At 67.8% G+C, this 26,393-nt stretch carries 18 protein-coding genes, 3 rRNA genes and 1 riboswitch; of the genes, 5 read left to right on the top strand and 16 right to left on the bottom strand.

The window, feature by feature from the left end; genetic code table 11:
* Positions 1–25 precede the first annotated feature (25 nt).
* Together ACTVZO_RS08085 and ACTVZO_RS08090 are read left to right on the top strand one after the other, a co-directional pair.
* The gene (locus tag ACTVZO_RS08085; protein WP_443297733.1) at positions 26–646 is read left to right on the top strand and encodes a hypothetical protein; all 621 of its coding nucleotides are present in this window, start codon (positions 26–28) and stop codon (positions 644–646) included.
* Between the two features lie 273 nt (positions 647–919).
* Complete coding sequence (locus tag ACTVZO_RS08090) at positions 920–1,126, top strand: DUF5999 family protein (protein WP_285444628.1); 207 nt, start codon at positions 920–922, stop codon at positions 1,124–1,126.
* 82 nt (positions 1,127–1,208) lie between these two features.
* On the opposite strand, the gene gcvP is transcribed toward ACTVZO_RS08090, so the two are convergent.
* The gene (gcvP, locus tag ACTVZO_RS08095; RefSeq protein ID WP_443297734.1) at positions 1,209–4,094 is read right to left on the bottom strand and encodes an aminomethyl-transferring glycine dehydrogenase; all 2,886 of its coding nucleotides are present in this window, start codon (positions 4,092–4,094) and stop codon (positions 1,209–1,211) included.
* A 196-nt stretch (positions 4,095–4,290) separates the two neighbouring features.
* Positions 4,291–4,389: riboswitch (glycine riboswitch) on the bottom strand.
* A gap of 112 nt (positions 4,390–4,501) precedes the next feature.
* Between gcvP and ACTVZO_RS08100 the strand changes: the two genes are divergently transcribed.
* Positions 4,502–4,867: a PRC-barrel domain-containing protein gene (locus ACTVZO_RS08100; protein WP_443297735.1), complete on the top strand. Its 366-nt coding sequence runs from the start codon at positions 4,502–4,504 to the stop codon at positions 4,865–4,867.
* Between the two features lie 42 nt (positions 4,868–4,909).
* Here ACTVZO_RS08100 and ACTVZO_RS08105 read toward each other — a convergent pair whose 3' ends face one another.
* From ACTVZO_RS08105 to ACTVZO_RS08165, 13 genes are all read right to left on the bottom strand, one after another.
* A complete protein-coding gene (locus ACTVZO_RS08105; protein WP_443297736.1) occupies positions 4,910–6,391 on the bottom strand; it encodes a DNA polymerase IV in 1,482 nt (493 codons plus the stop codon).
* A 44-nt stretch (positions 6,392–6,435) separates the two neighbouring features.
* Positions 6,436–7,074 (bottom strand): MerR family transcriptional regulator, encoded by a 639-nt coding sequence (locus ACTVZO_RS08110; RefSeq protein ID WP_443297737.1) that lies wholly within the window; start codon positions 7,072–7,074, stop codon positions 6,436–6,438.
* 190 nt (positions 7,075–7,264) lie between these two features.
* Entirely contained in the window at positions 7,265–7,738 is a 474-nt protein-coding gene (locus tag ACTVZO_RS08115) for a bifunctional nuclease family protein (RefSeq protein WP_007262890.1), read from the bottom strand.
* A 51-nt stretch (positions 7,739–7,789) separates the two neighbouring features.
* A complete protein-coding gene (gene ftsR / locus ACTVZO_RS08120) occupies positions 7,790–8,551 on the bottom strand; it encodes a transcriptional regulator FtsR (RefSeq protein ID WP_443297738.1) in 762 nt (253 codons plus the stop codon).
* A 47-nt stretch (positions 8,552–8,598) separates the two neighbouring features.
* Entirely contained in the window at positions 8,599–9,543 is a 945-nt protein-coding gene (locus ACTVZO_RS08125; protein ID WP_443303086.1) for an FHA domain-containing protein, read from the bottom strand.
* Positions 9,544–9,628: 85 nt separating this feature from the next.
* Positions 9,629–10,435: a DUF881 domain-containing protein gene (locus ACTVZO_RS08130; RefSeq protein ID WP_443297739.1), complete on the bottom strand. Its 807-nt coding sequence runs from the start codon at positions 10,433–10,435 to the stop codon at positions 9,629–9,631.
* Between the two features lie 5 nt (positions 10,436–10,440).
* Positions 10,441–10,773 carry a small basic family protein gene (locus ACTVZO_RS08135; RefSeq protein ID WP_030158423.1) on the bottom strand — a complete coding sequence of 111 codons (333 nt, stop codon included), beginning with the start codon at positions 10,771–10,773 and terminating at the stop codon, positions 10,441–10,443.
* Positions 10,770–11,678: a DUF881 domain-containing protein gene (locus ACTVZO_RS08140; protein ID WP_443303087.1), complete on the bottom strand. Its 909-nt coding sequence runs from the start codon at positions 11,676–11,678 to the stop codon at positions 10,770–10,772. Before ACTVZO_RS08140 ends, ACTVZO_RS08135 begins: the two co-directional genes overlap by 4 nt.
* A 102-nt stretch (positions 11,679–11,780) precedes the next feature.
* Entirely contained in the window at positions 11,781–14,276 is a 2,496-nt protein-coding gene (locus tag ACTVZO_RS08145; RefSeq protein ID WP_443297740.1) for a sugar phosphate nucleotidyltransferase, read from the bottom strand.
* Positions 14,277–14,375: 99 nt separating this feature from the next.
* The gene (locus ACTVZO_RS08150; protein WP_384225797.1) at positions 14,376–14,966 is read right to left on the bottom strand and encodes a CDP-alcohol phosphatidyltransferase family protein; all 591 of its coding nucleotides are present in this window, start codon (positions 14,964–14,966) and stop codon (positions 14,376–14,378) included.
* Positions 14,967–15,097: 131 nt separating this feature from the next.
* A 5S ribosomal RNA gene (gene rrf, locus ACTVZO_RS08155) occupies positions 15,098–15,214 on the bottom strand.
* A gap of 76 nt (positions 15,215–15,290) precedes the next feature.
* Positions 15,291–18,414: ribosomal RNA gene (locus ACTVZO_RS08160) — 23S ribosomal RNA — on the bottom strand.
* A gap of 284 nt (positions 18,415–18,698) precedes the next feature.
* A 16S ribosomal RNA gene (locus ACTVZO_RS08165) occupies positions 18,699–20,223 on the bottom strand.
* The 16S, 23S and 5S rRNA genes sit together here, the layout of an rRNA operon.
* 752 nt (positions 20,224–20,975) lie before the next feature.
* Between ACTVZO_RS08165 and ACTVZO_RS08170 the strand changes: the two genes are divergently transcribed.
* Together ACTVZO_RS08170 and ptsP are read left to right on the top strand one after the other, a co-directional pair.
* Positions 20,976–21,425, top strand: coding sequence for a PTS sugar transporter subunit IIA (locus ACTVZO_RS08170; RefSeq protein ID WP_443297741.1), 450 nt, complete (start codon positions 20,976–20,978; stop codon positions 21,423–21,425).
* A gap of 75 nt (positions 21,426–21,500) precedes the next feature.
* The gene (gene ptsP, locus ACTVZO_RS08175) at positions 21,501–23,171 is read left to right on the top strand and encodes a phosphoenolpyruvate--protein phosphotransferase (protein WP_443297742.1); all 1,671 of its coding nucleotides are present in this window, start codon (positions 21,501–21,503) and stop codon (positions 23,169–23,171) included.
* Positions 23,172–23,275: 104 nt separating this feature from the next.
* On the opposite strand, the gene ACTVZO_RS08180 is transcribed toward ptsP, so the two are convergent.
* Together ACTVZO_RS08180 and ACTVZO_RS08185 are read right to left on the bottom strand one after the other, a co-directional pair.
* Positions 23,276–24,268, bottom strand: coding sequence for a hypothetical protein (locus ACTVZO_RS08180; protein WP_443297743.1), 993 nt, complete (start codon positions 24,266–24,268; stop codon positions 23,276–23,278).
* 63 nt (positions 24,269–24,331) lie between these two features.
* Positions 24,332–26,308: an acetoacetate--CoA ligase gene (locus ACTVZO_RS08185; protein ID WP_443297744.1), complete on the bottom strand. Its 1,977-nt coding sequence runs from the start codon at positions 26,306–26,308 to the stop codon at positions 24,332–24,334.
* Positions 26,309–26,393: the final 85 nt, after the last annotated feature.

The following is a 26,393-nucleotide window of genomic DNA, read 5'->3' on the forward strand; positions in this document are numbered from 1 at the left end:
TCTCCCAAGTGAGAGGCGACCCACTATGCCGCTGCACGTCCCCCCGGCCCCCGCAGCCGCCCTGCGCAGCGTCCTCGCGGCTCTCGGTTCCCCCACCGCCGTCCACGAGGCACACACTCCCGCCCTGCGCGCCCTCCAGGGGCCGGTGACCGCCGAACTCGCCCTTCCGGTCCACGTCCTCGACCGGTTGAACATCTCGGACCTGACGTCCGGCGGCAGGCCTCCCCGCACCCGCCTCACCGGCTGGCGGTTCCTCATCCGCGGCGGGGAGCGCTACGTCGCGGCCGCCGACACCCGGCTCACGCCGGACGGGTGGGCCTTCTCCCACTTCTTCGAGGGTCCGTACGTAGCGGCCACCGAACGCGCCCTGCGCCAGGCCGAGTCGCTCTCGACGGCGTACCAGCCGAGACTGCTGTCCGTACCGGAGCTGTACATGCTGACCCTGTGGCTGCACGGGGCGGTGGGCGCCGACGCGTCCGCCGGCCTGCCCGCGGGCGAGGACCTGCTGGTCCCGCTCGCGCCCGCCCCGCCCGGCATCGCCGCGTACCGGCCGCATCCGGTCTCCGAGCTGCTGCCCGTCATGACCCACCGGCTGACCCCCGCGACGGCGCCCGCCCCGCCCTCGGTGGCCGCGCCCGCGGCATGAGCGGACCGGTGGCCCGAGTGACCCATTCGGCCTAGCCCGCTCGGGCCACCGGCGAACCATCCGAAATGACAGGGGAGTTGGCCTGAACCGCCCGCACGAGTGATGCGTCATCAATCTATGAGGACAGCTGGCGGGAAATACCTGCGAAGCGGCTGTCGTGGGGGAAGACTGATGACAAGCTCCCCGCGGGTGCGGGGATGACCCAGGGGGACGGCCATGAACGACGCATCGAGCCGTAGCACGCAGACCACACCGCAGCGAAAGAACGCATCCATGTGCCAGCACCAGCCAGCCTGCCCGTCAGCCGAATCCGCCGACCGGGAGGCCGCGCTCCCCGTGGCCAACCACCCGGAACAGGGCTGGAGCCTGCTGTGCAACGGCGTCCTGCTCTTCGAGGACACCGGTGAGCTGCTGCCGGACGGCCAGATCATCGCCCCGCACCGCCCGCTCGCGGCGGCCCAGGTGATGAAGGCCGCCTGACCGGCCGAGAACGGCAGGCCGGCCGCGACAACGACGAAGGGGCCGGTCCGGGAGAACTCCCGGACCGGCCCCTTGCTCATGCTCAGTTGTCGTACTCGTCCAGCGGCGGGCAGGAGCACACCAGGTTCCGGTCGCCGAACGCACCGTCGATGCGGCGCACCGGCGGCCAGTACTTCTCCGCGGCCGTGACCCCGCCCGGGAAGACGGCCTCGTCACGGGTGTACGGGTGGTTCCACTCACCGCCCAGCGCCGCCGCGGTGTGCGGGGAGTTGGCCAGCGGGTTGTCGTCCACCGGCCACTCGCCGGCCGCGACCCGCTCGATCTCGCCGCGGATGGCGATCATCGCGTCGCAGAAGCGGTCGATCTCGGCGAGGTCCTCGGACTCCGTCGGCTCGATCATCAGCGTGCCGGCCACCGGGAAGGACATGGTCGGCGCGTGGAAGCCGTAGTCGATCAGGCGCTTGGCGATGTCGTCCACGCTCACGCCCGTCGCCTTCGACAGCGGACGCAGGTCGATGATGCACTCGTGCGCGACCAGGTTTCCCGGGCCGGTGTACAGCACCGGGTAGTGCGGCTCCAGGCGCTTGGCGATGTAGTTGGCGCCGAGCACCGCCACCTGCGTGGCCCGCTTGAGGCCCTCGCCGCCCATGAGGCGCACGTACGACCAGGAGATCGGCAGGATGCCCGCCGAACCCCACGGGGCCGCCGAGATCGGGCCGACGCCCGTCTCCGGGCCGGCGCTCGGCTGGAGCGGGTGGTTCGGCAGGTACGGGGCCAGGTGCGCCCGGACACCGACCGGGCCGACGCCCGGACCGCCGCCGCCGTGCGGGATGCAGAAGGTCTTGTGCAGGTTCAGGTGCGAGACGTCGCCGCCGAAGTGACCCGGCTTGGCCAGGCCCACCAGGGCGTTGAGGTTGGCGCCGTCCACGTAGACCTGGCCGCCCGCCTCGTGCACCTGGGCGCAGATGTCGGCGACGTGCTCCTCGAACACACCGTGCGTGGAGGGGTAGGTGATCATCAGCACGGCGAGCTCGTCGCGGTACTGCTCGATCTTCGCGCGCAGGTCGGCCGCGTCCACCTCGCCGTCGTCGGCGGTCTTGACGACGACGACCTTCATGCCCGCCATCACGGCGCTGGCGGCGTTGGTGCCGTGCGCGGAGGACGGGATCAGGCAGATGGTGCGCTGCTCGTCGCCGTTCGCGCGGTGGTAGGCGCGGACGGCGAGCAGCCCGGCCAGCTCGCCCTGGGAGCCGGCGTTCGGCTGGATGGAGACCTTGTCGTAGCCCGTGACCTCGCAGAGACGTTCCTCCAGCTCGTTGATGAGCGTGAGGTAGCCCTCGGCCTGCTCCACCGGGGCGAACGGGTGCAGCTGGCCGAACTCCGGCCAGGTCACCGGCTCCATCTCGGTGGTCGCGTTGAGCTTCATGGTGCAGGAGCCCAGCGGGATCATGCCGCGGTCCAGCGCGTAGTCCTTGTCCGAGAGCTTGCGCAGGTAGCGCAGCATCGCGGTCTCGGAACGGTGCTGGTGGAAGACCGGGTGGGTCAGGTAGTCGTCCGAGCGCAGCAGGCCCTCGGGCAGCGTGTCCTCGGTGGTCGCGTCGAGCGCCTCGATGTCCGCGGACACCCCGAAGGCGGACCAGACGGCCTCGATGTCGGCGCGCAGGGTGGTCTCGTCGCAGGCGACGGAGACGTGGTCGGCGTCGGCGCGGTACAGGTTGGCCCCGCCCTCGCGGGCGGCGGCGACGACCTCCGCCGCGCGGCCCGGGACCCGGGCCGTGATCGTGTCGAAGTACGCGCCGTGCAGGATCTCGACCCCGCCGGACTTCAGGCCCGCGGCGAGCAGGGCCGCGTAGCGGTGGGTGCGGCGGGCGATCGTCCGCAGGCCGTCCGGACCGTGGTAGACGGCGTACATGGCGGCCATGACGGCCAGCAGGACCTGCGCGGTGCAGATGTTGCTGGTGGCCTTCTCACGACGGATGTGCTGCTCACGGGTCTGCAGCGCCAGGCGGTACGCCTTGTTGCCGTCCGCGTCCACGGAGACGCCGACGAGGCGGCCGGGCAGCGAGCGAGCGTGCTTGGCCTGGACGGCCATGTAGCCGGCGTGCGGTCCGCCGAAGCCCATCGGGACGCCGAAGCGCTGCGTGGTGCCGACGGCGATGTCGGCGCCCAGCTCGCCCGGGGAGGTCAGCAGGGTCAGCGCGAGCAGGTCGGCCGAGACGGTGACGACGGCACCGAGCTCGTGCGCCTGGTCGATCAGCGGCTTGATCTCCCGTACGGCACCGGAGGCGCCCGGGTACTGGAGCAGCACGCCGAAGACGCCGCGCTCGGCGATCTCGGCCGGGATGCCGTCCGAGAGGTCCGCGACGACGACCTCGACGCCCGTGGGCTCGGCGCGGGTCTCGATCACGGCGATGGTCTGCGGCAGCGCGTCCGCGTCGATCAGGAAGACGCCGCCCTTGACCTTGCCCACCCGGCGGGCGAGCGACATGGCCTCGGCGGCCGCGGTGCCCTCGTCGAGCAGCGAGGCGCCGGAGGTCGGCAGCCCGGTGAGGTCGGCGACGACCGTCTGGAAGTTCAGCAGCGCCTCGAGGCGGCCCTGCGAGATCTCCGGCTGGTAGGGCGTGTACGCCGTGTACCAGGCCGGGTTCTCCATGACGTTGCGCAGGATCACCGGCGGCGTGAAGGTGCCGTAGTAGCCGAGGCCGATCATCGGGGAGAGGACCTGGTTGCGGTCGGCGAGCGAGCGCAGCTCGGCGAGCACCTCCGCCTCGGTCCGCGCCTCGGGCAGGTTGAGCGCTTCGGCGGTCTTGATGACATCCGGCACCGCGGCGGCGGTCAGTTCGTCCAGGGAGCCGTAGCCCACCTGGGCGAGCATCTTCGCCTGCGCCTCGGCATCCGGGCCGATGTGGCGCTGCTCGAAGGGGATGCCTCGCTCCAGCTGGGAGAGCGGAATGCGGTTGGCGGTCATGTACGGAGGCCTCCTGGTCGTACGACCTGCGAGGGGCACCACGGCGCGGGCACCCGGACGGCCTCCCCCTCTGTCATCTCAACCTGAGAGCTTCACCGGATCCGCAGGGGTCGCCCGCGAGGTCCGGCTTTCACCGTCGGTGAGGAGAGGGACCGGCACTGCGCGCCCGGTACCCGCTCCTGCTTTCCAGAGTGGCCTCGTCCGTGCGGTACGTATGCCTGAGAGATTCCGGGGAGGATTTGCTCCTTCGGCGCCTCCGTCACGTTCACTCGGAGGACTCTCCCGCACAGGGTCGACAGCCATCACCCAGCCTACCAGCGAGGATCTGGGCACTCCCCGAGTGGCCTCCTTTCCCGATATGCACTTCTGTAGTCATTACGGAGGAGTTGCGACCATTTGGAGGGACCGTGCAGACCGACATCGATCCGCGCAGCCTGATCGGCCGCAAGGCGTTCGACCGCAACGGCACCAAGATCGGCACCATCGACGAGGTCTACCTCGACGATGCCACGGGAGTCCCGGAATGGGCAGCCGTGCGGACCGGCCTGTTCAGCCGGGACGCGTTCGTCCCGCTGGAGCCGAGCGAGATGGTCGGCGACACCCTGCGGGTGCCCTTCGACCGTTCCCTGATCAAGGACGCACCCGATTTCGGGGTCGGCCGCCACCTCTCCCCCGAACAGGAGCTGCAGCTCTACCACCACTACGGCCTGGACCTGACCCTGCCGAGCGACTTCCAGCGCGACTTCGGCCGCCTGGCGGGCGACGAGGGCTGACGGGGACCGCCCAGGGCCGACGAGGGCAAGGAGCCCGGAGGACTAGGAGGGCGAGGGGGCCTGGGAGGCCCGGGAGGCCGGGGCCGGCGGGTCGTCCCCCACCAGCGGCAGCGGATCGGACGGCTCCAGCTCGGGGTCGTCCACCCGGAAGGTCCGCACCCGGCCGGGCTCCGATCCCGGCCGCTCGAACCGTACGGTCACCCGCCCGACCCCGCTGCCCTGCACCCAGCCGGGCCCGTACACCGCGTGCCGTACGTCGCTCCCGGCCGTCCACCGCCGCTCCGCGGCCGCCTCCGGCTCCCCGGACGGCCCCGACGGCCCCGACGGGTCCGCTGACGGCTCAGCGCCCTGCACGCCCTGCACGCCTTCCACGTCCCCCGCAGCGGCCCCACCGGGCTCGGCGGCCCCGTCGGTCGCCGGAGCCTCCCCCGTCCCCTCCTGCGGCTCGGCGGCCAGCGACTGCGCGAACAGGTCCTCCTGCGTGTAGTCCGCCAGTCCGGTCACGCCCACGCCCAGCAGCCGCACCCCGCCCGTGGTGTCCACCCCCTCCAGCAGCCGCGCCGCGGCCTCGCGCACGACCGCGGGATCGTCCGTGGGCCCCCGCAGCGTCTCGGACCGCGTCAGCGTCGAGAAGTCGTACCTGCGCACCTTCAGGACGATCGTCCGCCCCGAGTGCCCGGATCCGCGCAGCCGCTGCACGCACCGGTCCGCGAGACGCTGCACCTCGGTCCTGATCCGCACCCGGTCGTGCAGGTCCACGTCGAAGGTGTCCTCCACCGACACCGATTTCGCGTCCCGCTCCGCGACCACCGGGCGGTCGTCGATCCCCAGCGCCATCCGGTACAGCCCCACCCCGTGCGAGCGCCCGAGCATGCGCACCAGCTCGTCCTCCCCGGCCTCCGCCAAGTCCCCCACCGTGGTGATCCCGGCGCGCCGCAGGTGCTCGCCGGTGGCCGGCCCGACGCCGGGCAGGGTCCGTACCGACATCGGCGCGAGGAGCTCCCGCTCCGTACCGGGCTCGATCAGCAGCAGGCCCGCCGGCTTGGCCTCCTCGGACGCCACCTTGGCCAGCATCTTCGAACCGGCCAGCCCCACCGATCCGCTGAGCCCCGTCGCCGCCCTGATGTCCGCCCGCAGCCGCTCCCCGGTGGCCCGGGCGCCCGCCGAGTCGAAGGCGGTCCCGCCCGCCTCGAGGTCCACGAAGGCCTCGTCCAGGGAGAGCGGCTCCACCAGCGGCGACAGTTCCCTCAGCAGGGCCATCACCACATCGCTGACCTGCCGGTACAGGGTGAAGCGCGGGATCAGGTAGGCGCCGTTCGGGCAGAGCCGCCGCGCCTGGGCCATCGGCATCGCCGAATGCACGCCGAACCGCCGCGCCTCGTACGAGGCGGTCGCGACGACCCCGCGCGGCCCGAGGCCGCCCACGATGACGGCCTTGCCCCGCAGGCTCGGCTTCGACGCCTGCTCCACGGACGCGTAGAAGGCATCCATGTCCAGGTGCAGGATGGTCGGCGCGGCTCTCACATGACCGATGCTGCCCTACGGGACTGACATTCCCCGGGCGCCGTTCAGCCGGCCCGGTTGCGGCGGGCCGCCAGCTCGTCCGTCGGGTTGTGCCCGACCAGGGTCTCGCCCGTGTCCACCCGCTCGCCGTGCAGCTGGGACAGAGCGCTCTCGACGTCGCCCCACACGACGCCCACGGCGATGCCGAAGACGCCCTGACCGCCCTGGAGCAGGCTCACGACCTGGTCCGGCGAGGTGCACTCGTACACGGTCGCGCCGTCGCTCATCAGCGTCATCCGCTCGAGGTCCGAGAAGCCCCGGTCGCGCAGGTGCTGCACGGCCGTGCGGATGTTCTGGAGCGCCACCCCGGTGTCCAGGAAACGTTTGACGATCTTGAGGACCACGACGTCGCGGAAGCTGTACAGCCGCTGCGTCCCCGAGCCGTAGGCGGGGCGTACGCTCGGCTCCACCAGCCCCGTCCTGGCCCAGTAGTCGAGCTGCCGGTAGGTGATCCCGGCCGCGGCGCACGCGGTCGGCCCGCGGTAGCCGATCTGCTCGGGCGCCGGGTCGCCGCCCACCGGTCCGACCGGCGTCGACTCCGGCTGACGGCGCGCGGACCCGACCGCACTGCCGTGCAGCGGGTACGGCCCACCGTCACTCCGTGCGGGGATGCCCCCGGTCGTACCGTCGCCCGTGATCCTCACGCCGACCCTCCGTCCTTGACCTGCCCACCTTGAAGGTAGGCAGTCACCAGGGGTGCGTCAACGATCGCCACACTCGGCACGCCGAGTGATAATCACCCTGAGAGTGGTTTCCCGTATCCCTTTGCGGGGAAAGGCTAACCGAATGGGCTGACAGTTCCCGGTGGACGACGCGGCCGACCCGGCCACCGTCTCACTGCGGACCGGTACCGAAGTCCTCGGGCGAGATCTGGTCGAGGAACTCGCGGAACTTCTCCACCTCGTCCTCCTGCTCGTCCGGAATCGCGATCCCCGCGTCGTCGAGCACACCGTCACTGCCGTAGATCGGCGTCCCGGTGCGCAGGGCCAGCGCTATGGCGTCGGAAGGGCGCGCGCTCACCTCGACCCCGCTGGCGAAGACGAGCTCCGCGTAGAAGACGCCCTCCCGCAGATCCGTGATCCGGACCTCGGTGAGCTCCTCGCCGACCGCCTCCAGCACGTCCTTGAACAGGTCGTGCGTCAGCGGCCGGGCAGGGGCCATCCCCTGCTGCGCGAAGGCAATGGCGGTCGCCTCCCCAGGACCGATCCAGATGGGGAGGTACCGGTCGCCTCCCACTTCACGCAGGAGCACGATCGGTTGGTTGGAGGGCATTTCCACCCGGACACCCACAACGTCGAGCTCGTTCACACAGTAACCCTAGGACCTGCCCGGCAGGTTTGGGTAGTCGGGGCCCCTGCCTCACGGCAGCCGGACCCCGAGGGCGGTCTGCACCAGGGCTTCGTGGAGCCGTACGGAGAGCCCCGCGAGCTCCTTCATCGTGGCCTCCGCATGCGCCCTGGTCTGGGGGTTGCGGTGCCGTCGCAGGGGTGCCACCACCTGCTCCACCAGGCCCGCCTCCCGGTCCGCGGCCGCCTTCATCGCCCGCAGGTGCCGCGGTTCCAGGCCGAATCGCCCCAGGTCTGCCACCAGCCGGGCCACGGTGACCGCCTCGGCGTCGAATCCGCCGCCCGGCGCCTCCGTGAGCAGCCCGTACGACTCCCACTCGACCAGCTGGACCTCGTCCACGCCGGCGGCAGCGATCAGCTCCTCCCGGCCCACCCGGGCGACCGTGGGCCGTTCCCGGCCCACTTCCCCGTAGACGGCCGCGGGGCCCGTGGGATCGACGGTCTCCCCGTGCGCCGTGGGCGCCGGAATCCGGATCTGCTCACCGCGGGCCAGCGCGTCGAGCTGCTCGCGGATGACCTTCAACGGCAGGTAGTGATCGCGCTGCAACCGCAGGATGCGGGCGAGCCGCTCGACGTCCTCGGTGCTGAACTTGCGGTATCCCGACGGCGTGCGACTGGGCTCGACGAGCCCCTCCGCCTCCAGGAAACGGATCTTCGAGATGGTGACTTCGGGGAACTCGTCACGCAGCGTGGTGAGCACCGTGCCGATGCTCACCAGCCGCCCGGCCGAGCCGGCGGCGCCGTTTCCGGCACCGCCTGTCGGGGTGCGCAGCATGGGACCTTCCCTCTGGGGGTCCCTCCGGACGGAGTCCGGGGGGAGGGTCAGACGCCCCGCAGGCTCGCGTAGAAGACCAGCCGGTACTTGCCGATCTGCACCTCGTCGCCGTTGTGCAGCGCGACGGAGTCGATCGGCTCACGGTTCACGTACGTGCCGTTGAGGCTGCCGACGTCGGAGACGGTGAATCCGCCGTCCTGACTCCTGCGGAACTCGACATGCCGCCGGGAGACGGTGACGTCGTCCAGGAAGATGTCGCTCTGCGGGTGCCGGCCCGCGGTGGTCAGCTCTCCGTCCAGCAGGAAGCGGCTACCGGAGTTGGGGCCGCGCCGCACGATCAGCAGGGCGGAACCGGGCGGCAGCGCCTCCACCGCGGCCTGGGCCTCGGGGGACAGCGAGGACGACACGTGCTGTTGTCCCGACACCTCGGCCTCGTAGGCCTCGAGGCCCGAGATCGAGATGGTGGACGTGGTCTCCGAGGCACGCTCCGGCGTCAGGCCCGCCCGCAGCGGCGCACCGCAGTTGGAGCAGAACCGGCTGGCCGCATCGCTGCGGTGTCCGCACCTGCTGCAAACCTGCTCGGCCGACATGGACGGCTCCTCGCGCCGCGGCTGACCCGCGGAGGCATTGGTGGCATACGGGTCGGGGGCAAACCCTCCACCCGCACTTGAGGTTGATGGTTCACCGAAACCTATGCGTCCGGTACCAGCGGGGTCAACAGACGACGCGCCGTGGCCGCCCGAATTGTCACCCCCGCCCGCGACCTCGTCACGGAAGAGCGGCCGGTCGCCCTGCCCCTCCGCGTCGCCGTGCCCGGCACGGTGACGTGCCGCTCCGCCTTCCTCGCGGTTCTTCTTGCCGAACAACTTCTCAAACAACTTCACGGGCGATTCCCCTTGACCGAAACAGACCCGCCCGTGGGGCAGGACGAACTCCGAATGCACACACCTGCCGACCCGGACATTCTCACAACGTCCGTAACCACCAGACAGTTTCCACCACGCACCGCGACTTCGGTGCGCCGACCCCCCGCAGGCATCCGCCCGCGTGAGCCGGTCCACTCTCCGCTCCGCATCCTCACGATGACGACCGAGCGTAGTCAGGCTGCTCCGCAGCCCGCAAGGCATCCACAACGATCTTCGCCGGCCGTGTGACGACGACGTTGGCCTGTTCCTTCTCCAGCGTCTGGACGACACCGCCGGGGATGTTGAGCGCCGGCTCCAGATCCTGCGGCTTCCCGATCACCCTGAACTCGTAGGGCTGTGTGATCTTCCTACCGTCGATCCCGACCCCGCCGTTCTCGTCCGAGAAGTACGAGCCCGCCACCACGCGCACCCCGTTGATCTGGATCGCCTCGGCCCCGGCCGCCCGCAGCTCCTGAAGCGTGTCCAGCAACTGGTCGGACCGCACCAGGCCCTTGGGATCGGTGATCTTCAGCGTGATACCGGGCCCCTGGGCTGCCACCGTACCGGCCAGGATGCCGAGTTGGCGCTCCTTCTCCACGGTCTGCCTCCGGGCCTCCTCCGCCTGGTTGGAACTGCTCTCCAGCTCCTTGCGCTGATCCTCCAGCCGCTGCTTCTCCTCCTCCAGGCGCTTGGTCCGCCCGTCCAGCTCGTCGAGGATCCGTACGAGGTCCTCCTGACGGGCCCCGCGCAGCGCACTGGAGTCACTGGTCGAGCGCACCTGGATGGCCAGCCCGAGCCCCAGGACGAACAGCAGCAGAGCGACGATCAATTGGGCCCGGCTCACCCGCGGCGGCCACAGGCCCGCCGCGAGCCGCTGCCGGCCCGTCTGCTCGGGCACCTCCGTCACCGGCGCCGTCCCCTTGTTGAGAGGCTGCTCGGGGACGTTCGGTTCCTCGGGCGGAGTGTCATTCGTACTCATCGGCCTCACGCCCGGAACACGTGCCGGCGGATGGCCGCGGCATTGGAGAAGATGCGGATGCCGAGGACCACGACCACACCCGTGGACAGCTGCGAGCCGACGCCCAGTTTGTCGCCGAGGAAGACGATCAGCGCGGCCACGACCACGTTCGACAGGAACGACACCACGAAGACCTTGTCCACGAAGATGCCGTCCAGCATCGCGCGCAAGCCCCCGAACACCGCGTCCAGCGCCGCCACCACGGCGATCGGCAGATAAGGCTCCACCACGGCCGGCACTTCGGGCCGGACCAGCAGTCCGACCACCACTCCGGCCACGAGGCCCAGTACCGCGATCACGATGCACCCTTCTGCTGCTCTGCTGCTGTAGCTGTACGTACGGTCAGGCTCGACGCGGCCGGCAACCGCACCTCGTCGACGGCGGACAGGCTGTAGCGGATCCCGTAGCTCTCCTGCAGCACGTGCAGGTACTGGCCGTCCGCCGAATCCTGGAACGCGGTGCCGAGCCGCTTCTTGTCCCCCACCGCGAGCACTTCGTACGGCGGCACCAGCGGCCTGTTGTCGACCAGTATCGCGTCACCGGCGGCCCTGATCGCCGACAGCGCGGTCAGCCGCTGCCCGTTGATGGAGACGGCCTCCGCCCCCGACTGCCACAGCCCGTTGACGATCTTCTGCATGTCCCGGTCCCGGACCCGGCTGTCGTCCGAGAAGCCGCTGTTCTCCCGCGGACCGTCCCCGCCGCCCGACGAAGCGCCCTTCGCGTCGTCCACGACCAGCTTGATCCCCGGGCCGCGCACCTCCGTCGCACCGGACAGCAGCGCGACCAGCTCGCCCTGACCACCGCCGGGCTGCTTCAGCGCGGCCCGCTGGCGGTCGGCGACATCCGTCCGAAGCCGCTCGATGTCCCTTTCCAGGCCGTCGGCACGCGCATCGGCCAGCTCCACGCGGTCGATGAGTTCGTGCCGTTCCTTGGCCAGTACCGGCGCCGCTATCCGCGCCTCGGCGGCACCCAGCGTGACGACCATGGCTGCGAGCACGAGTCCGGCGCCGAGCGCCAGCTTGGCCTTCAGGGTCCGCGGGAGGCCCGCCGTACCCTCCGCCTCGCGCCGGGCCGCGGCCTCCGCATAGCCCTCGTCGAGACTGTGGTCCATCACGTGCGTCAGCAGCGACATGGAGGCGTCCGGGCGCGCGGGCGCAGGAGACGTCGAACTCCGGTTGTGGGACGGCTGCGACATGCCGCACATCGTCGCATGTCGGCGGCGCACACACCCAATGCGCCCGTCCCGAGGGCCGGACGGGGAACACCTCCCCGCCCGGCCCGCGGGACTTCAGTCCTCACACGGCACTCAGTGCCCGGCGCCGTCCACCACGCCCGCCCACTCGTCGAGCAGGGCCTGCGCCGAAGCGTCGTCGGGACCTTCGGCCCACAGATGGGTGACCGCCTCGGCCGGATCCGGCAGGACCAGCGCCCAGCGCCCGTCCGTCTCCACGACCCGCACCCCGTCGGTGGTGTCCACCTGCCGGTCGCCGGCCGCCTCCACGACCCGGCGCATCACGAGCCCCTTCACCGCCCACGGCGTCGGCACGTCCCGCTTGAGCACGTGCGCCCGCGGGATCCGCGCGTCGATCTGGCTCAGGGTGAGCTGGGTGCGCGCCACCAGCCCGAGGAGCTGCACGAAGGCCGCGGCCCCGTCGAAGACACTGCCGAACTCCGGAACGATGAACCCGCCACGGCCGTCCCCGCCGAAGATCGTGTTCTCCGCACGGCCCACCCGGGTCAGATCGTCGGGCGAGGTCGTCGTCCACTCCACCTGCGTGCCGTGGTACGCCGCCACCTGCTCGGCGACGCGCGTGGTGGTCACCGGCAGCGCGACCTTGCCGCTGCGCTTGGCCGCGGCCACCAGGTCGAGCATCACCAACAGCGCCCGGTCGTCCTCGATGATCCGCCCGCGCTCGTCCACCAGTGAGATCCGCTCGCCGACCGGGTCGAAGCGCACGCCGAAGGCCGCCCGCGCCGAGGCCACGATCTCCCCGAGCCGTACCAGCCCGGCCCGCCGGGACTCGGCGGTCTCCGTCGGCCGGGACTCGTCGAGCCCGGGATTGATCGTCAGCGCGTCCACGCCGAGCCGGCCCAGCAGGCTGGGCAGAACGAGCCCCGCGCTGCCGTTGGAGGCGTCCACGACCACCTTGAGCCCGGCGTCGCCGATCCCGCTGGTGTCGACCCTGCGCAGCAGCGAACCCGTGTAGGCGTCGAAGACGCTGCCCGGGAACTGGAGGTCACCGATCTCCCCGGGGAACGCCCGCCGGTACTCCTGGCGCGCGTACACCCGGTCGAGCTTGCGCTGCTGCTGGAGCGAGAGGTCCGCCCCGCGCTCGTCCAGGAACATGATGTCGACGGAATCCGGCACGCCCGGCGAGGTCCGCAGGACGATCCCGCCCGCGCTGCCGCGCGCGGTCTGCTGCCGCGCCACGGGCAGCGGTACGTTCTCCAGGTCGCGCACGTTGATCGCGCTGGCCTGGAGCGCCGAGATCACCGCCCGCTTGAGGGCTCGCGCGCCTCGGGAGTGGTCACGGGCAGTGGTGACCGTCGCGCCCTTCTTCAGGGTCGTCGCGTAGGCGCCGGCGAGCCGCACCACCAGTTCGGGGGTGATCTCCACGTTCAGAATGCCGGAAACCCCGCGCGCACCGAACAGATGTGCCTGTCCGCGCGACTCCCAGATGACGGACGTGTTGACGAAGGCGCCGGCCTCGATGGTCTTGAACGGGTAGACCCGCACATTGCCCTGGACGATCGATTCCTCGCCGACGAGGCACTCGTCCCCGATGACGGCGCCGTCCTCGATCCGCGCGGCACGCATGATGTCGGTGTTCTTGCCGATGACACAGCCGCGGAGATTGCTGTGGGGCCCGATGTACACGTTGTCGTGCACGACGGCTCTGTGCAGGAAGGCGCCGCTCTTCACGACGACGTTCGACCCGATGACGGTGTGCTCGCGGATCTCGACCCCGGCCTCGACCTTGGCGTAGTCCCCGATGTACAGGGGCCCGCGCAGCACGGCGTCGGGGCTCACCTCGGCGCCTTCGGCGATCCACACCCCGGGCGAGATCTCGAAGCCGTCCATGTCGATCTGGACCTTGCCCTCGAGCACGTCGGCCTGTGCCTTGACGTAGCTCTCGTGCGTGCCGACGTCCTCCCAGTAGCCCTCGGCCACGTAGCCGTAGATCGGCCGGCCTTCCTTCATGAGCTGCGGGAACACGTCGCCGGACCAGTCCACCGAGACGTCGGGGTCCACGTAGTCGAAGACCTCGGGCTCCATGACGTAGATGCCGGTGTTGACCGTGTCGGAGAAGACCTGGCCCCACGTCGGCTTCTCCAGGAACCGCTCGACCTTGCCCTCCTCGTCCACGATGGTGATGCCGAATTCCAGCGGGTTCGGCACCCGGGTGAGGCACACCGTGACGAGTGCGCCCTTCTCCTTGTGGAAGCGGATCAGGTCGGTGAGGTCGAAGTCGGTGAGCGCATCGCCGGAAATGACGACGAAGGCGTCATCCTTCAGGGCTTCCTCGGCGTTCTTCACACTGCCGGCGGTGCCGAGTGGCTTCTCCTCGTTGGCATAGGTGAGCTCCATTCCGAGCTCCTCGCCATCCCCGAAGTAGTTCTTGACGAGCGACGCCAGGAACTGCACGGTGACCACGGTCTCGCTGAGCCCATGCCGCTTGAGCAGCCTCAGCACGTGCTCCATGATCGGCCGGTTCGCCACCGGCAGGAGCGGCTTGGGCATGCTCGAGGTCATAGGGCGAAGGCGGGTTCCCTCGCCACCGGCCATCACGACGGCCTTCATGTCGGAAGAGTCCTCCTAGAGAGATGACGGTCGTGCCGACCTCACCCGTCTCGGACGGTGACTCCGCAACTCCTCCGCGTCATCCGGCGCCTGACGAGCTCAATCGGCCGTGGCGTCCGCCTTGACGAGACGGCGGACTTGAACCACGTAAAGGATTCCTGCCCACCAATAGAGGGTTGTACCCCATCCGGCGAACGCCCATCCGAAAACTGACCCCGTCCAGGCCAACCAACCCGTCCCGTCACTGAGCAGCAGCAAGGGGAACGCGTACATCAGGTTGAAGGTCGCGGCCTTGCCGAGGAAGTTGACCTGCGGCGGCGGATAGCCGTGACGGCGCAGGATCCACACCATGACCAGCAACATCAGCTCGCGTGCGAGCAGGGCGCCCGTGAGCCACAGCGGCAGAATCTCGCGATAGGTCAGACCGAAGAGCGTCGACAGGATGTAGAGCCGGTCCGCGGCGGGATCCAGCAGCCGGCCGAGCTTGCTGATCTGATTCCAGCGCCGGGCGAGCTTCCCGTCGAGGTAGTCACTGATCCCGCTGAGCATGAGGACGGCCAGGGCCCACCCGTCGTGCTCGGCGAGGATCAGCCACAGGAACAGGGGCACGCCGGCGAGGCGAGCCATGCTCAGGACGTTCGGAATGGTGAAAATTCGGTCGGTCTGAACCCGAGTCTCCTGGACCTCCACCCGGGGGCCTCCACTGTGACGATAGAAATCTGGTCGTTCGATGCCCCCTGACCCTACAGGAGACCGCACACGTGTCCTGAACGCAGAAAAGCCCCGCACCAGATACCTGGTGCGGGGCTTCCGCAATGATTGTTCGGCGGCGTCCTACTCTCCCACAGGGTCCCCCCTGCAGTACCATCGGCGCTGAAAGGCTTAGCTTCCGGGTTCGGAATGTAACCGGGCGTTTCCCTAACGCTATGACCACCGAAACACTATGAAATTTGAACGCTGGCATGAACACAGCTGTTCGTTATTTCAGAACTAACACAGTGGACGCGAGCAACTGAGGACAAGCCCTCGGCCTATTAGTACCAGTCAGCTTCACCCGTTACCGGGCTTCCACATCTGGCCTATCAACCCAGTCGTCTACTGGGAGCCTTACCCTCTCAAGGAGGTGGGAATACTCATCTTGAAGCAGGCTTCCCGCTTAGATGCTTTCAGCGGTTATCCCTCCCGAACGTAGCCAACCAGCCATGCCCTTGGCAGGACAACTGGCACACCAGAGGTTCGTCCGTCCCGGTCCTCTCGTACTAGGGACAGCCCTTCTCAATATTCCTACGCGCACAGCGGATAGGGACCGAACTGTCTCACGACGTTCTAAACCCAGCTCGCGTACCGCTTTAATGGGCGAACAGCCCAACCCTTGGGACCGACTCCAGCCCCAGGATGCGACGAGCCGACATCGAGGTGCCAAACCATCCCGTCGATATGGACTCTTGGGGAAGATCAGCCTGTTATCCCCGGGGTACCTTTTATCCGTTGAGCGACGGCGCTTCCACAAGCCACCGCCGGATCACTAGTCCCGACTTTCGTCCCTGCTCGACCCGTCGGTCTCACAGTCAAGCTCCCTTGTGCACTTACACTCAACACCTGATTGCCAACCAGGCTGAGGGAACCTTTGGGCGCCTCCGTTACCCTTTGGGAGGCAACCGCCCCAGTTAAACTACCCATCAGACACTGTCCCTGATCCGGATCACGGACCGAGGTTAGACATCCAGCACGACCAGAGTGGTATTTCAACGGCGACTCCACAACCACTGGCGTGGCTGCTTCAAAGTCTCCCACCTATCCTACACAAGCCGAACCGAACACCAATATCAAACTGTAGTAAAGGTCCCGGGGTCTTTCCGTCCTGCTGCGCGAAACGAGCATCTTTACTCGTAGTGCAATTTCACCGGGCCTATGGTTGAGACAGTCGAGAAGTCGTTACGCCATTCGTGCAGGTCGGAACTTACCCGACAAGGAATTTCGCTACCTTAGGATGGTTATAGTTACCACCGCCGTTTACTGGCGCTTAAGTTCTCAGCTTCGCACGCCCGAAAGCGCACTAACCGGTCCCCTTAACGTTCCAGCACCGGGCAGGCGTCAGTCCGTATACATCGCCTTACGGCTTCGCACGGACCTGTGTTTTTAGTAAACAGTCGCTTCTCGCTGGTCTCTGCGGCCACCCCCAGCTCACGGAGCAAGTCCGATCACCAGTGATGGCCCCCCTTCTCCCGAAGTTACGGGGGCATTTTGCCGAGTTCCTTAACCATAGTTCACCCGAACGCCTCGGTATTCTCTACCTGACCACCTGAGTCGGTTTAGGGTACGGGCCGCCATGAAACTCGCTAGAGGCTTTTCTCGACAGCATAGGATCATCCACTTCACCACAATCGGCTCGGCATCAGGTCTCAGCCTTATATGAGGGACGGATTTGCCTACCCCTCGGCCTACACCCTTACCCCGGGACAACCACCGCCCGGGCTGGACTACCTTCCTGCGTCACCCCATCGCTTACCTACTACAAGTCTGGTTCGTCGGCTCCACCACTTTCCTTTCCCCGAAGGGTCCGGAACGGCTTCACGGACTTAGCATCGCCTGATTCGATATTGGGCGTTTCAAAGCGGGTACCGGAATATCAACCGGTTGTCCATCGACTACGCCTGTCGGCCTCGCCTTAGGTCCCGACTTACCCTGGGCAGATCAGCTTGACCCAGGAACCCTTAGTCAATCGGCGCACACGTTTCTCACGTGTGTATCGCTACTCATGCCTGCATTCTCACTCGTGAACCGTCCACAACTAGCTTCCGCTGCTGCTTCACCCGGCACACGACGCTCCCCTACCCATCACAGCAGGCGTTGGCCCTATTGCTGCAATGACACGACTTCGGCGGTACGCTTGAGCCCCGCTACATTGTCGGCGCGGAATCACTTGACCAGTGAGCTATTACGCACTCTTTCAAGGGTGGCTGCTTCTAAGCCAACCTCCTGGTTGTCTCTGCGACTCCACATCCTTTCCCACTTAGCGTACGCTTAGGGGCCTTAGTCGATGCTCTGGGCTGTTTCCCTCTCGACCATGGAGCTTATCCCCCACAGTCTCACTGCCGTGCTCTCACTTACCGGCATTCGGAGTTTGGCTAAGGTCAGTAACCCGGTAGGGCCCATCGCCTATCCAGTGCTCTACCTCCGGCAAGAAACACACGACGCTGCACCTAAATGCATTTCGGGGAGAACCAGCTATCACGGAGTTTGATTGGCCTTTCACCCCTAACCACAGGTCATCCCCCAGGTTTTCAACCCTGGTGGGTTCGGTCCTCCACGAAGTCTTACCTCCGCTTCAACCTGCCCATGGCTAGATCACTCCGCTTCGGGTCTAGAGCGTGCAACTCAATCGCCCTATTCGGACTCGCTTTCGCTACGGCTTCCCCACACGGGTTAACCTCGCTACACACCGCTAACTCGCAGGCTCATTCTTCAAAAGGCACGCAGTCACGACGTTGCATGCAAGCATGCAACGCGACGCTCCCACGGCTTGTAGGCACACGGTTTCAGGTACTATTTCACTCCGCTCCCGCGGTACTTTTCACCATTCCCTCACGGTACTATCCGCTATCGGTCACCAGGGAATATTTAGGCTTAGCGGGTGGTCCCGCCAGATTCACACGGGATTTCTCGGGCCCCGTGCTACTTGGGAGATTCTTAAGCAAGCCGCTGATGTTTCGTCTACGGGGGTCTTACCCTCTACGCCGGACCTTTCGCATGTCCTTCGACTACATCAACGGTTTCTGACTCGCCGACCGGCCGGCAGACCGATCAAAAGAATTCCCACAACCCCGCATGCGCAACCCCTGCCGGGTATCACACGCATACGGTTTGGCCTCATCCGGTTTCGCTCGCCACTACTCCCGGAATCACGGTTGTTTTCTCTTCCTGAGGGTACTGAGATGTTTCACTTCCCCTCGTTCCCTCCACACTGCCTATGTGTTCAGCAGTGGGTGACAGCCCATGACGACTGCCGGGTTTCCCCATTCGGACACCCCCGGATCAAAGCTCAGTTGGCAGCTCCCCGGGGCCTATCGCGGCCTCTCACGTCCTTCATCGGTTCCTGGTGCCAAGGCATCCACCGTGCGCCCTTAAAAACTTGGCCACAGATGCTCGCGTCCACTGTGTAGTTCTCAAACAACGACCAGCCACCCATCACCCTGCACTCCGAAGAGAACAAGTTCACTGGGGCCGGCACTGAAGACATGACCATACGGCCGTACCTTCAGGACCCAACAACGTGCCAAGCACGATCCCCCGTCAGTGAGTCACTTTCCACGCCGAAGCAGTACTCGTGATCCATCTGGGAAACCGTGCCAACTAATCAACGTTCCACCCATGAGCTGACCGTGCAGAACATTTGCCTGCAATCGGTACTGTGCTCCTTAGAAAGGAGGTGATCCAGCCGCACCTTCCGGTACGGCTACCTTGTTACGACTTCGTCCCAATCGCCAGTCCCACCTTCGACAGCTCCCTCCCTTACGGGTTGGGCCACCGGCTTCGGGTGTTACCGACTTTCGTGACGTGACGGGCGGTGTGTACAAGGCCCGGGAACGTATTCACCGCAGCAATGCTGATCTGCGATTACTAGCAACTCCGACTTCATGGGGTCGAGTTGCAGACCCCAATCCGAACTGAGACCGGCTTTTTGAGATTCGCTCCACCTTGCGGTATCGCAGCTCATTGTACCGGCCATTGTAGCACGTGTGCAGCCCAAGACATAAGGGGCATGATGACTTGACGTCGTCCCCACCTTCCTCCGAGTTGACCCCGGCGGTCTCCTGTGAGTCCCCATCACCCCGAAGGGCATGCTGGCAACACAGGACAAGGGTTGCGCTCGTTGCGGGACTTAACCCAACATCTCACGACACGAGCTGACGACAGCCATGCACCACCTGTATACCGACCACAAGGGGGGCACTATCTCTAATGCTTTCCGGTATATGTCAAGCCTTGGTAAGGTTCTTCGCGTTGCGTCGAATTAAGCCACATGCTCCGCTGCTTGTGCGGGCCCCCGTCAATTCCTTTGAGTTTTAGCCTTGCGGCCGTACTCCCCAGGCGGGGAACTTAATGCGTTAGCTGCGGCACCGACGACGTGGAATGTCGCCAACACCTAGTTCCCAACGTTTACGGCGTGGACTACCAGGGTATCTAATCCTGTTCGCTCCCCACGCTTTCGCTCCTCAGCGTCAGTAATGGCCCAGAGATCCGCCTTCGCCACCGGTGTTCCTCCTGATATCTGCGCATTTCACCGCTACACCAGGAATTCCGATCTCCCCTACCACACTCTAGCTAGCCCGTATCGAATGCAGACCCGAGGTTAAGCCTCGGGCTTTCACATCCGACGTGACAAGCCGCCTACGAGCTCTTTACGCCCAATAATTCCGGACAACGCTTGCGCCCTACGTATTACCGCGGCTGCTGGCACGTAGTTAGCCGGCGCTTCTTCTGCAGGTACCGTCACTTTCGCTTCTTCCCTGCTGAAAGAGGTTTACAACCCGAAGGCCGTCATCCCTCACGCGGCGTCGCTGCATCAGGCTTTCGCCCATTGTGCAATATTCCCCACTGCTGCCTCCCGTAGGAGTCTGGGCCGTGTCTCAGTCCCAGTGTGGCCGGTCGCCCTCTCAGGCCGGCTACCCGTCGTCGCCTTGGTGGGCCATTACCCCACCAACAAGCTGATAGGCCGCGGGCTCATCCTTCACCGCCGGAGCTTTCAACCCCCGCCCATGCAGGCAGGAGTGGTATCCGGTATTAGACCCCGTTTCCAGGGCTTGTCCCAGAGTGAAGGGCAGATTGCCCACGTGTTACTCACCCGTTCGCCACTAATCCACCCCGAAGGGCTTCATCGTTCGACTTGCATGTGTTAAGCACGCCGCCAGCGTTCGTCCTGAGCCAGGATCAAACTCTCCATGAATGTTTACCCGTAATCGGGTGCACACATCACGTAGAGCGGGACGATCATGTCGGAATAAGACCGACCGTCCACTGCGTCCTCGCTGTGTAATTGCCTGCAAGCACTCCACAAGGAAGCCTCACAGGTCTTTTTCAAAGGAACCTCGATCCACCGAAGTGGAACGGGGTATCAACTTCTGGCGTTGATTTTTGGCACGCTGTTGAGTTCTCAAGGAACGGACGCTTCCTTTGTACTCACCCTCAGTAACACTTACTGGGGCTTTCCTCCGGGCTTTCGTTCTGTCGTTCTTGCGTTTCCGACTCTATCAGACTCTTTCGGGCCCGACTTCCTCGGCGCTTTCCAGGTCCTGCGCTTTCGCGCTTTCCCTTTCCGGCGATTCCGACACTATCAGCGTTTTCCCGTCCCTCTGACCACTCGCCGTTTTGCCATAAGGGCATGCGGGAAGTAATCGAGTTCAAGATCGACGCTGGAAGTGGAGGAATCCCGTCCATCTGACGTTCGCGAAAAGTTCACACGAAGCGCCGTGGCGGGAGTCACGACAGTACAGGCCGTGTGGTGCCCAAGCAAATCGATTCAGGCGTATGGTCTAGTCCACCGGTCTAGTCCACTAGTCTCCGTGCCGAAGGACCAGTCCGGATCGGGACTAACTTCGGGCGAACCCGAACATCTCGTGACTTATCCTTCTGAAGAGTACGCCGTTCGCGACAGGTAGTGACGGCGACACTGAGAAGCTCCACCCCTGGGAGGCCCCCATGACCAGCGTGACGTCCCCACTTGCCGGGCGCGCCATCGGACTCGCGGCAGTGCCCGATCCGGTGTTCTCCGGCGCGATGGTGGGACCGGGCACCGCTATTGATCCCGTGCGCGAGCCCTCGGAGGCGGTGTCCCCCGTAGACGGTGTGGTCGTCTCCCTGCACCCGCACGCGTACGTCGTAGTCGACGGCGAAGGCCACGGTGTGCTCACGCACCTGGGGATCGACACCGTTCAGCTCAACGGCGAGGGCTTCGAGCTCCTCGTCAACAAGGGCGACACCGTGAGCCGCGGCCAGGCCGTCATCCGCTGGAACCCGCAGGCCGTCGAGGAAGCCGGCAAGTCGCCGGTCTGCCCCATCGTGGCACTGGAGGCGTCCGCGGAGTCCCTCTCCGATGTCGTCGAGTCCGGGGACGTGAAGGCCGAAGAGGTCCTCTTCAGCTGGAAGTGACCTTGTCCGCCTTCACAGGCGAGTCGGACATCCACCGCGGCGGCTGGGCCCGCCGCTCAATCGGAGACGGGTGAAATGGAGACAACGCTGCGAGGCGTCGGCGTGAGCCACGGTGTGGCGATCGGCGAGGTCCGGCACATGGGCACGGCGGTTCTCGAGCCGCCGGCCAAGCAGATCACCGCGGCTGAGGCGGAGCGCGAACAGGGGCGCGCCCGCAAGGCCGTGGAAGCCGTGTCGGCCGACCTGATCGCGCGCGGCCAGCTGGCCGGTGGCGAGGCTCAGCACGTGCTCGAGGCCCAGGCGATGATCGCCACGGACCCCGAGCTGATGGCGGACGTCGACCGGCGGATCGCCGTCGGCAGCACCGCCGAGCGCGGCATCTACGACGCGTTCGCCGCCTACCGCGACCTGCTCGCGGGGGCCGGCGAGTACATGGCCGGCCGGGTGGCCGACCTGGACGACGTACGCAACCGCATCGTGGCGCGCCTGCTCGGTGTGCCGATGCCCGGTGTGCCGGACAGCGACGAGCCGTACGTACTGATCGCGCGGGACCTCGCTCCCGCCGACACCGCTCTCCTCGACCCGGCGCTCGTCCTCGGCTTCGTCACCGAGGAAGGCGGCCCGACCAGCCACAGCGCGATCCTCGCGCGGGCCCTGGGCGTACCGGCGATCGTGGCACTGCCCGGCGCCGGTGAGATCGCCGAGGGCACGGTCATCGCCGTCGACGGCAGCACCGGCGACCTGTTCGTCGAGCCGAGCGACGAGAAGCGGTCCGAGCTGGAGGCCGCGGCCGCCGAGCGGAAGGCGGCACTGGCCGCTTCCTCCGGTCCGGGTGCGACCTCCGACGGTCACAAGGTGCCGCTGCTGGCGAACGTCGGCGGGCCGGCGGACGTGCCGGCCGCCGTCGAGGCCGGGGCCGAGGGTGTGGGCCTCTTCCGCACCGAGTTCCTGTTCCTGGACGACAGCAAGCACGCTCCGTCCGAGGAGAAGCAGATCGAGTCGTACCGCAAGGTGCTCGAGGCCTTCCCCGAAGGCCGCGTCGTCGTACGCGTGCTCGATGCCGGTGCCGACAAGCCGCTGGACTTCCTGACCCCGGCCGACGAGCCGAACCCGGCGCTGGGTGTCCGCGGTCTGCGTTCGCTGCTGGACCACCCGGACGTGCTGCGCACGCAGCTGACCGCGCTGGCCAAGGCGGCCCAGGGGCTGCCGGTCTACCTCGAGGTCATGGCCCCGATGGTGGCCGACCGCACCGACGCCAAGGCGTTCGCGGACGCGTGCCGCGAGGCGGGTCTCCAGGCGAAGTTCGGCGCGATGGTGGAGATCCCGTCCGCCGCGCTGCGCGCCCGCTCGATCCTCCAGGAGGTCGAGTTCCTGTCGCTGGGGACCAATGACCTGGCGCAGTACGCCTTCGCCGCCGACCGTCAGGTCGGTGCGGTGTCGCGGCTCCAGGACCCGTGGCAGCCGGCGCTGCTCGACCTGATCGCCATGTCGGCGGAGGCCGCGAAGGCCGAGGGCAAGAGCTGTGGTGTCTGTGGCGAGGCCGCCTCCGACCCGCTGCTCGCCTGTGTGCTCACGGGTCTGGGCGTCACCTCTCTGTCGATGGGCGCCGCCTCCATTCCCTATGTGCGGGCGACGCTCGCCAAGTACACCCTCGCCCAGTGCGAGCGGGCCGCTGCCGCGGCGCGTGCGTGCGACAGCGCCGAGGAGGCCCGTGTGGCCGCCCAGGCGGTGCTGTCCGGCGAGTAGCCGGTGTGTGCGATCGGGAGATCGTGGGATCGAGGGGCCTTCGCCGGTTGGCGAGGGCCCCTCGGCCGTTGGTCCGCTCCCCCCTTCTACGCCGCTCCGGTTCCTCAGCGGTGCGGGCCGGGTCCGTCCACCTCGTAGCCGGGGCAGTACTCGACGCCCGGTTCGGGGGCGACGGGCTCTCCGGTGTCGGCGTCCGTGCAGTAGGCGTTGAACACGGCCGCGGCCGACAGCACGCTGAGGCGCCCGCGGTCGAGCCGCCAGCCGTGGACCCGGTCCCGGTGGTCCTCGGTGGTGGTCCTCAGGACCAGTCCGCCGGATCCGCCGAGGGCGAGTCCGGCCGCGAGGACGGTCACGAAGTCGAGGCCGTCGCGGCCCTCGATCCGCGGCGGAGCCTCGGGGTCGGTGCCGGTCTCGGCGTGCAGGACGGCGACGAGTTGCTCCGCCTCGGTCGGGACGCTGCAGACGAGGTGGTGCCGGCCGGGGCCGGCTCCCGCCATCAGCCGTCGGAGCGCGGCGGCGGCGCGTTCGAAGGAGGCGTGGCCGATGTCCTCTCCGCAGTCGGCGCAGGTGCCGGCTTCGGCGAGGACGACGGTCGCGTACTCCCAGGTGGCCTGGCGGACGGCTTCGCCCACGAGCAGCGGGACGAGTTCCTCGATGGGCTGGCCCGCGTAGGGCAGGCCGGCGCCGTTGCCCGCGAGCTCCGCGGTGAAGCGGGTGCGGGTCTCGGCGGTGTCGGGGTCGAGGTCGTTCTCCGCGCAGAACTCGGCGTACGCCTCGGGGTCGAAGAGGGCGACCGTGGTGTGGATGCCCTGGGCCGCGAGGGAGCGGAGCAGGGCGTCCACGTGGTGGAGGTAGTCGGGGTATTCGTCGTGGTGGTCGAAGACGAAGCTGCGGTAGTCGCGCATGGCCGCGAAGTCCCCGGCGTCGGTCAGGAGCCCGACGGTGCTGGGGACCTCGCGGCGCAGCCTGCGGCGCCGGCCGGTGCCGGCGGTCCGCGCGGTCGTGGCAGCGCTCGGTCCGGCCTTCGTCCTGCCGGTACCTGCGCTGTTGCCTGCGCTGTTGGCGGTGCTACTGGCGGTGCTGTTCCTCGGTGGCATGACTCCCCCTGCGTGGCGCGATCATTTGCTCACTCAGAGTAATCACGGCCACTGACAGTGGGCTCAGCCGCGGGTGCGGGCCAGCTCCTCGTAGAAGTGGAGGAGGTCGAGGTTGTCGACGGAGCCCGGGTTCACGGCCTTGGCCAGGGGCGCGCCCTGGAGGAGCCGCTTGACGGGGACCTCGATGCGCTTGCCGGTGAGGGTGTGCGGGATGCCCGGGACCTCGATGACCTCGTCGGGGACGTGGCGCGGGGAGAGTTCCTCGCGGATCGTCGCCTTGATGCGGGCGCGGAGGTCGTCGTCGAGGACGGCGCCGGGGACGAGGTGGACGAAGAGCGGCATCCAGTAGCCGCCGTTCGGCTCCTCCAGGCCGATGACCAGGGATTCCTTGATCTCGGGGAGGCGCTCGACGGCCTCGTAGATGTCCGCGGAGCCCATCCGGACGCCCTGGCGGTTCAGGGTGGAGTCGGAGCGGCCGTGGATGACGACCGAGCCGTGGTCGGTGATCGTGATCCAGTCACCGTGGCGCCAGACGCCCGGGAACATCTCGAAGTAGCTCTCGTGGTAGCGGCTGCCGTCGGGGTCGTTCCAGAAGCGGACCGGCATGGACGGCATCGGGTTGGTGACGACGAGCTCGCCGACCTCGCCGGTGACGGCCTTGCCGGACGGGTCCCATGCCTGGAGGTCCGTGCCGAGGCAGGCGGCCTGGAGCTCGCCGATGTGGACGGGGAGGGTGGGGACGGCGCCGGCGAAGCAGCTGCACACGTCGGTGCCGCCGCTGACGGAGGCGATCCAGAGGTCCTCGGCCACCTCGTCGTGCAGCCAGCGGAAGCCGTCGGGCGGGAGCGGGGAGCCGGTGGTCGCCACGCACTTCACGGTGGAGAGGTCGAAGTCGCGCGAGGGGTGTACCTCGGCCTTGCGGCAGGCCATGACGTACGCGGCGGAGGTGCCGTAGAGGGTGGCCTTCGTCCGCTCGGCGATCCGCCACTGCGCGCCCGTGTCGGGGTGGCCGGGGCTGCCGTCGTAGAGGACGACGGTGGTGCCGGTGAGCAGGCCGGAGACGAGGAAGTTCCACATCATCCAGCCGGTCGAGGTGTACCAGAAGAACCGGTCCTCGGGGCCGAGGTCGCAGTGCAGGCCGAGCTGCTTCAGGTGCTCGAGGAGGATGCCGCCCTGGGACTGGACGATGGCCTTGGGCAGGCCGGTCGTACCGGAGGAGTACAGGACCCACAGGGGGTGGTCGAAGGGGACCGCCTCGAAGGCCGGCTCGGTGTCGGCGGACGTCAGATCCGACCAGGTGAGGGTGCCGTCAGGGGCCGGGGTGCCGAGGAGCGGGATGTGGACGACGGCCCGCAGGGAGGGCAGCTCGGCGCGGAGCTCGGCGACGGTGTCGCGGCGGTCGTGCTCCTTGCCGCCGTAGCGGTAGCCGTCGACGGTGAACAGGACGACCGGTTCGACCTGCTGGAAGCGGTCGAGGACGCTGCGGGCGCCGAAGTCGGGGGCGCAGGAGGTCCAGACGCCGCCGACGGCGGCGGTGGCGAGGAGGGCGACGACGGCCTCGGGGATGTTGGGGAGGTATCCGCTGACCCGGTCGCCGGGGCGTACGCCGAGGGCGCGCAGCTCGGCGGCGAGGGAGCCGACCTGGCGGCGGAGGGCCGACCAGGTGACGGGGGTGGGTTCGTGGGTCTCGTCGACGTACAGCAGGGCGGGGTCGTCGGCGCGGGCCGGGTCCTCCGCGGCGCGAAGGGCGTGCTCGGCGTAGTTGAGGGTGGCTCCGGTGAACCAGCTCGCGCCGGGCATGGAGCGGTCGGCGAGCACGGACGTGTACGGGGTGGTGAAGCGGACGTCGAACCATGCGGCGACGGCCTGCCAGAAGGTGTCGAGCTCGTCGACGGACCAGCTGTGCAGGGCGGGGTAGCCGCCGTCGGCCGGGGCTCCGAAGCGCTCGGCCGCCCAGGCCTGGAAGGCGGTGATCCGGGCCGCGGCGATCCGGTCGGGGCCGGGGGCCCAGAGGGGTTCCGGCTGCGTGGCTGAGGTCATGGGTCGGCTCCCGGTCAAGTCTGCGGCTCGCGCTTCGTGTGCGTACGGTGCCACCGCGCGGGGGGTGGGTGCGCGACGGCTCACA

Source organism: Streptomyces sp. IBSNAI002, from assembly GCF_052244475.1.
Classification (GTDB): Bacteria; Actinomycetota; Actinomycetes; order Streptomycetales; family Streptomycetaceae; genus Streptomyces.

Coding starts and splice junctions, on each gene's coding strand:
- ftsR (WP_443297738.1), bottom strand. CDS start 8,551: ATGCTGCGCACCCCGACAGGCGGTGCCGGAAACGGCGCCGCCGGCTCG.
- ACTVZO_RS08180 (WP_443297743.1), bottom strand. CDS start 24,268: ATGCCACCGAGGAACAGCACCGCCAGTAGCACCGCCAACAGCGCAGGC.
- ACTVZO_RS08145 (WP_443297740.1), bottom strand. CDS start 14,276: ATGAAGGCCGTCGTGATGGCCGGTGGCGAGGGAACCCGCCTTCGCCCT.
- ACTVZO_RS08170 (WP_443297741.1), top strand. CDS start 20,976: ATGACCAGCGTGACGTCCCCACTTGCCGGGCGCGCCATCGGACTCGCG.
- ACTVZO_RS08185 (WP_443297744.1), bottom strand. CDS start 26,308: ATGACCTCAGCCACGCAGCCGGAACCCCTCTGGGCCCCCGGCCCCGAC.
- ACTVZO_RS08130 (WP_443297739.1), bottom strand. CDS start 10,435: ATGAGTACGAATGACACTCCGCCCGAGGAACCGAACGTCCCCGAGCAG.
- ptsP (WP_443297742.1), top strand. CDS start 21,501: ATGGAGACAACGCTGCGAGGCGTCGGCGTGAGCCACGGTGTGGCGATC.
- ACTVZO_RS08085 (WP_443297733.1), top strand. CDS start 26: ATGCCGCTGCACGTCCCCCCGGCCCCCGCAGCCGCCCTGCGCAGCGTC.
- gcvP (WP_443297734.1), bottom strand. CDS start 4,094: ATGACCGCCAACCGCATTCCGCTCTCCCAGCTGGAGCGAGGCATCCCC.
- ACTVZO_RS08090 (WP_285444628.1), top strand. CDS start 920: ATGTGCCAGCACCAGCCAGCCTGCCCGTCAGCCGAATCCGCCGACCGG.
- ACTVZO_RS08140 (WP_443303087.1), bottom strand. CDS start 11,678: ATGTGCGGCATGTCGCAGCCGTCCCACAACCGGAGTTCGACGTCTCCT.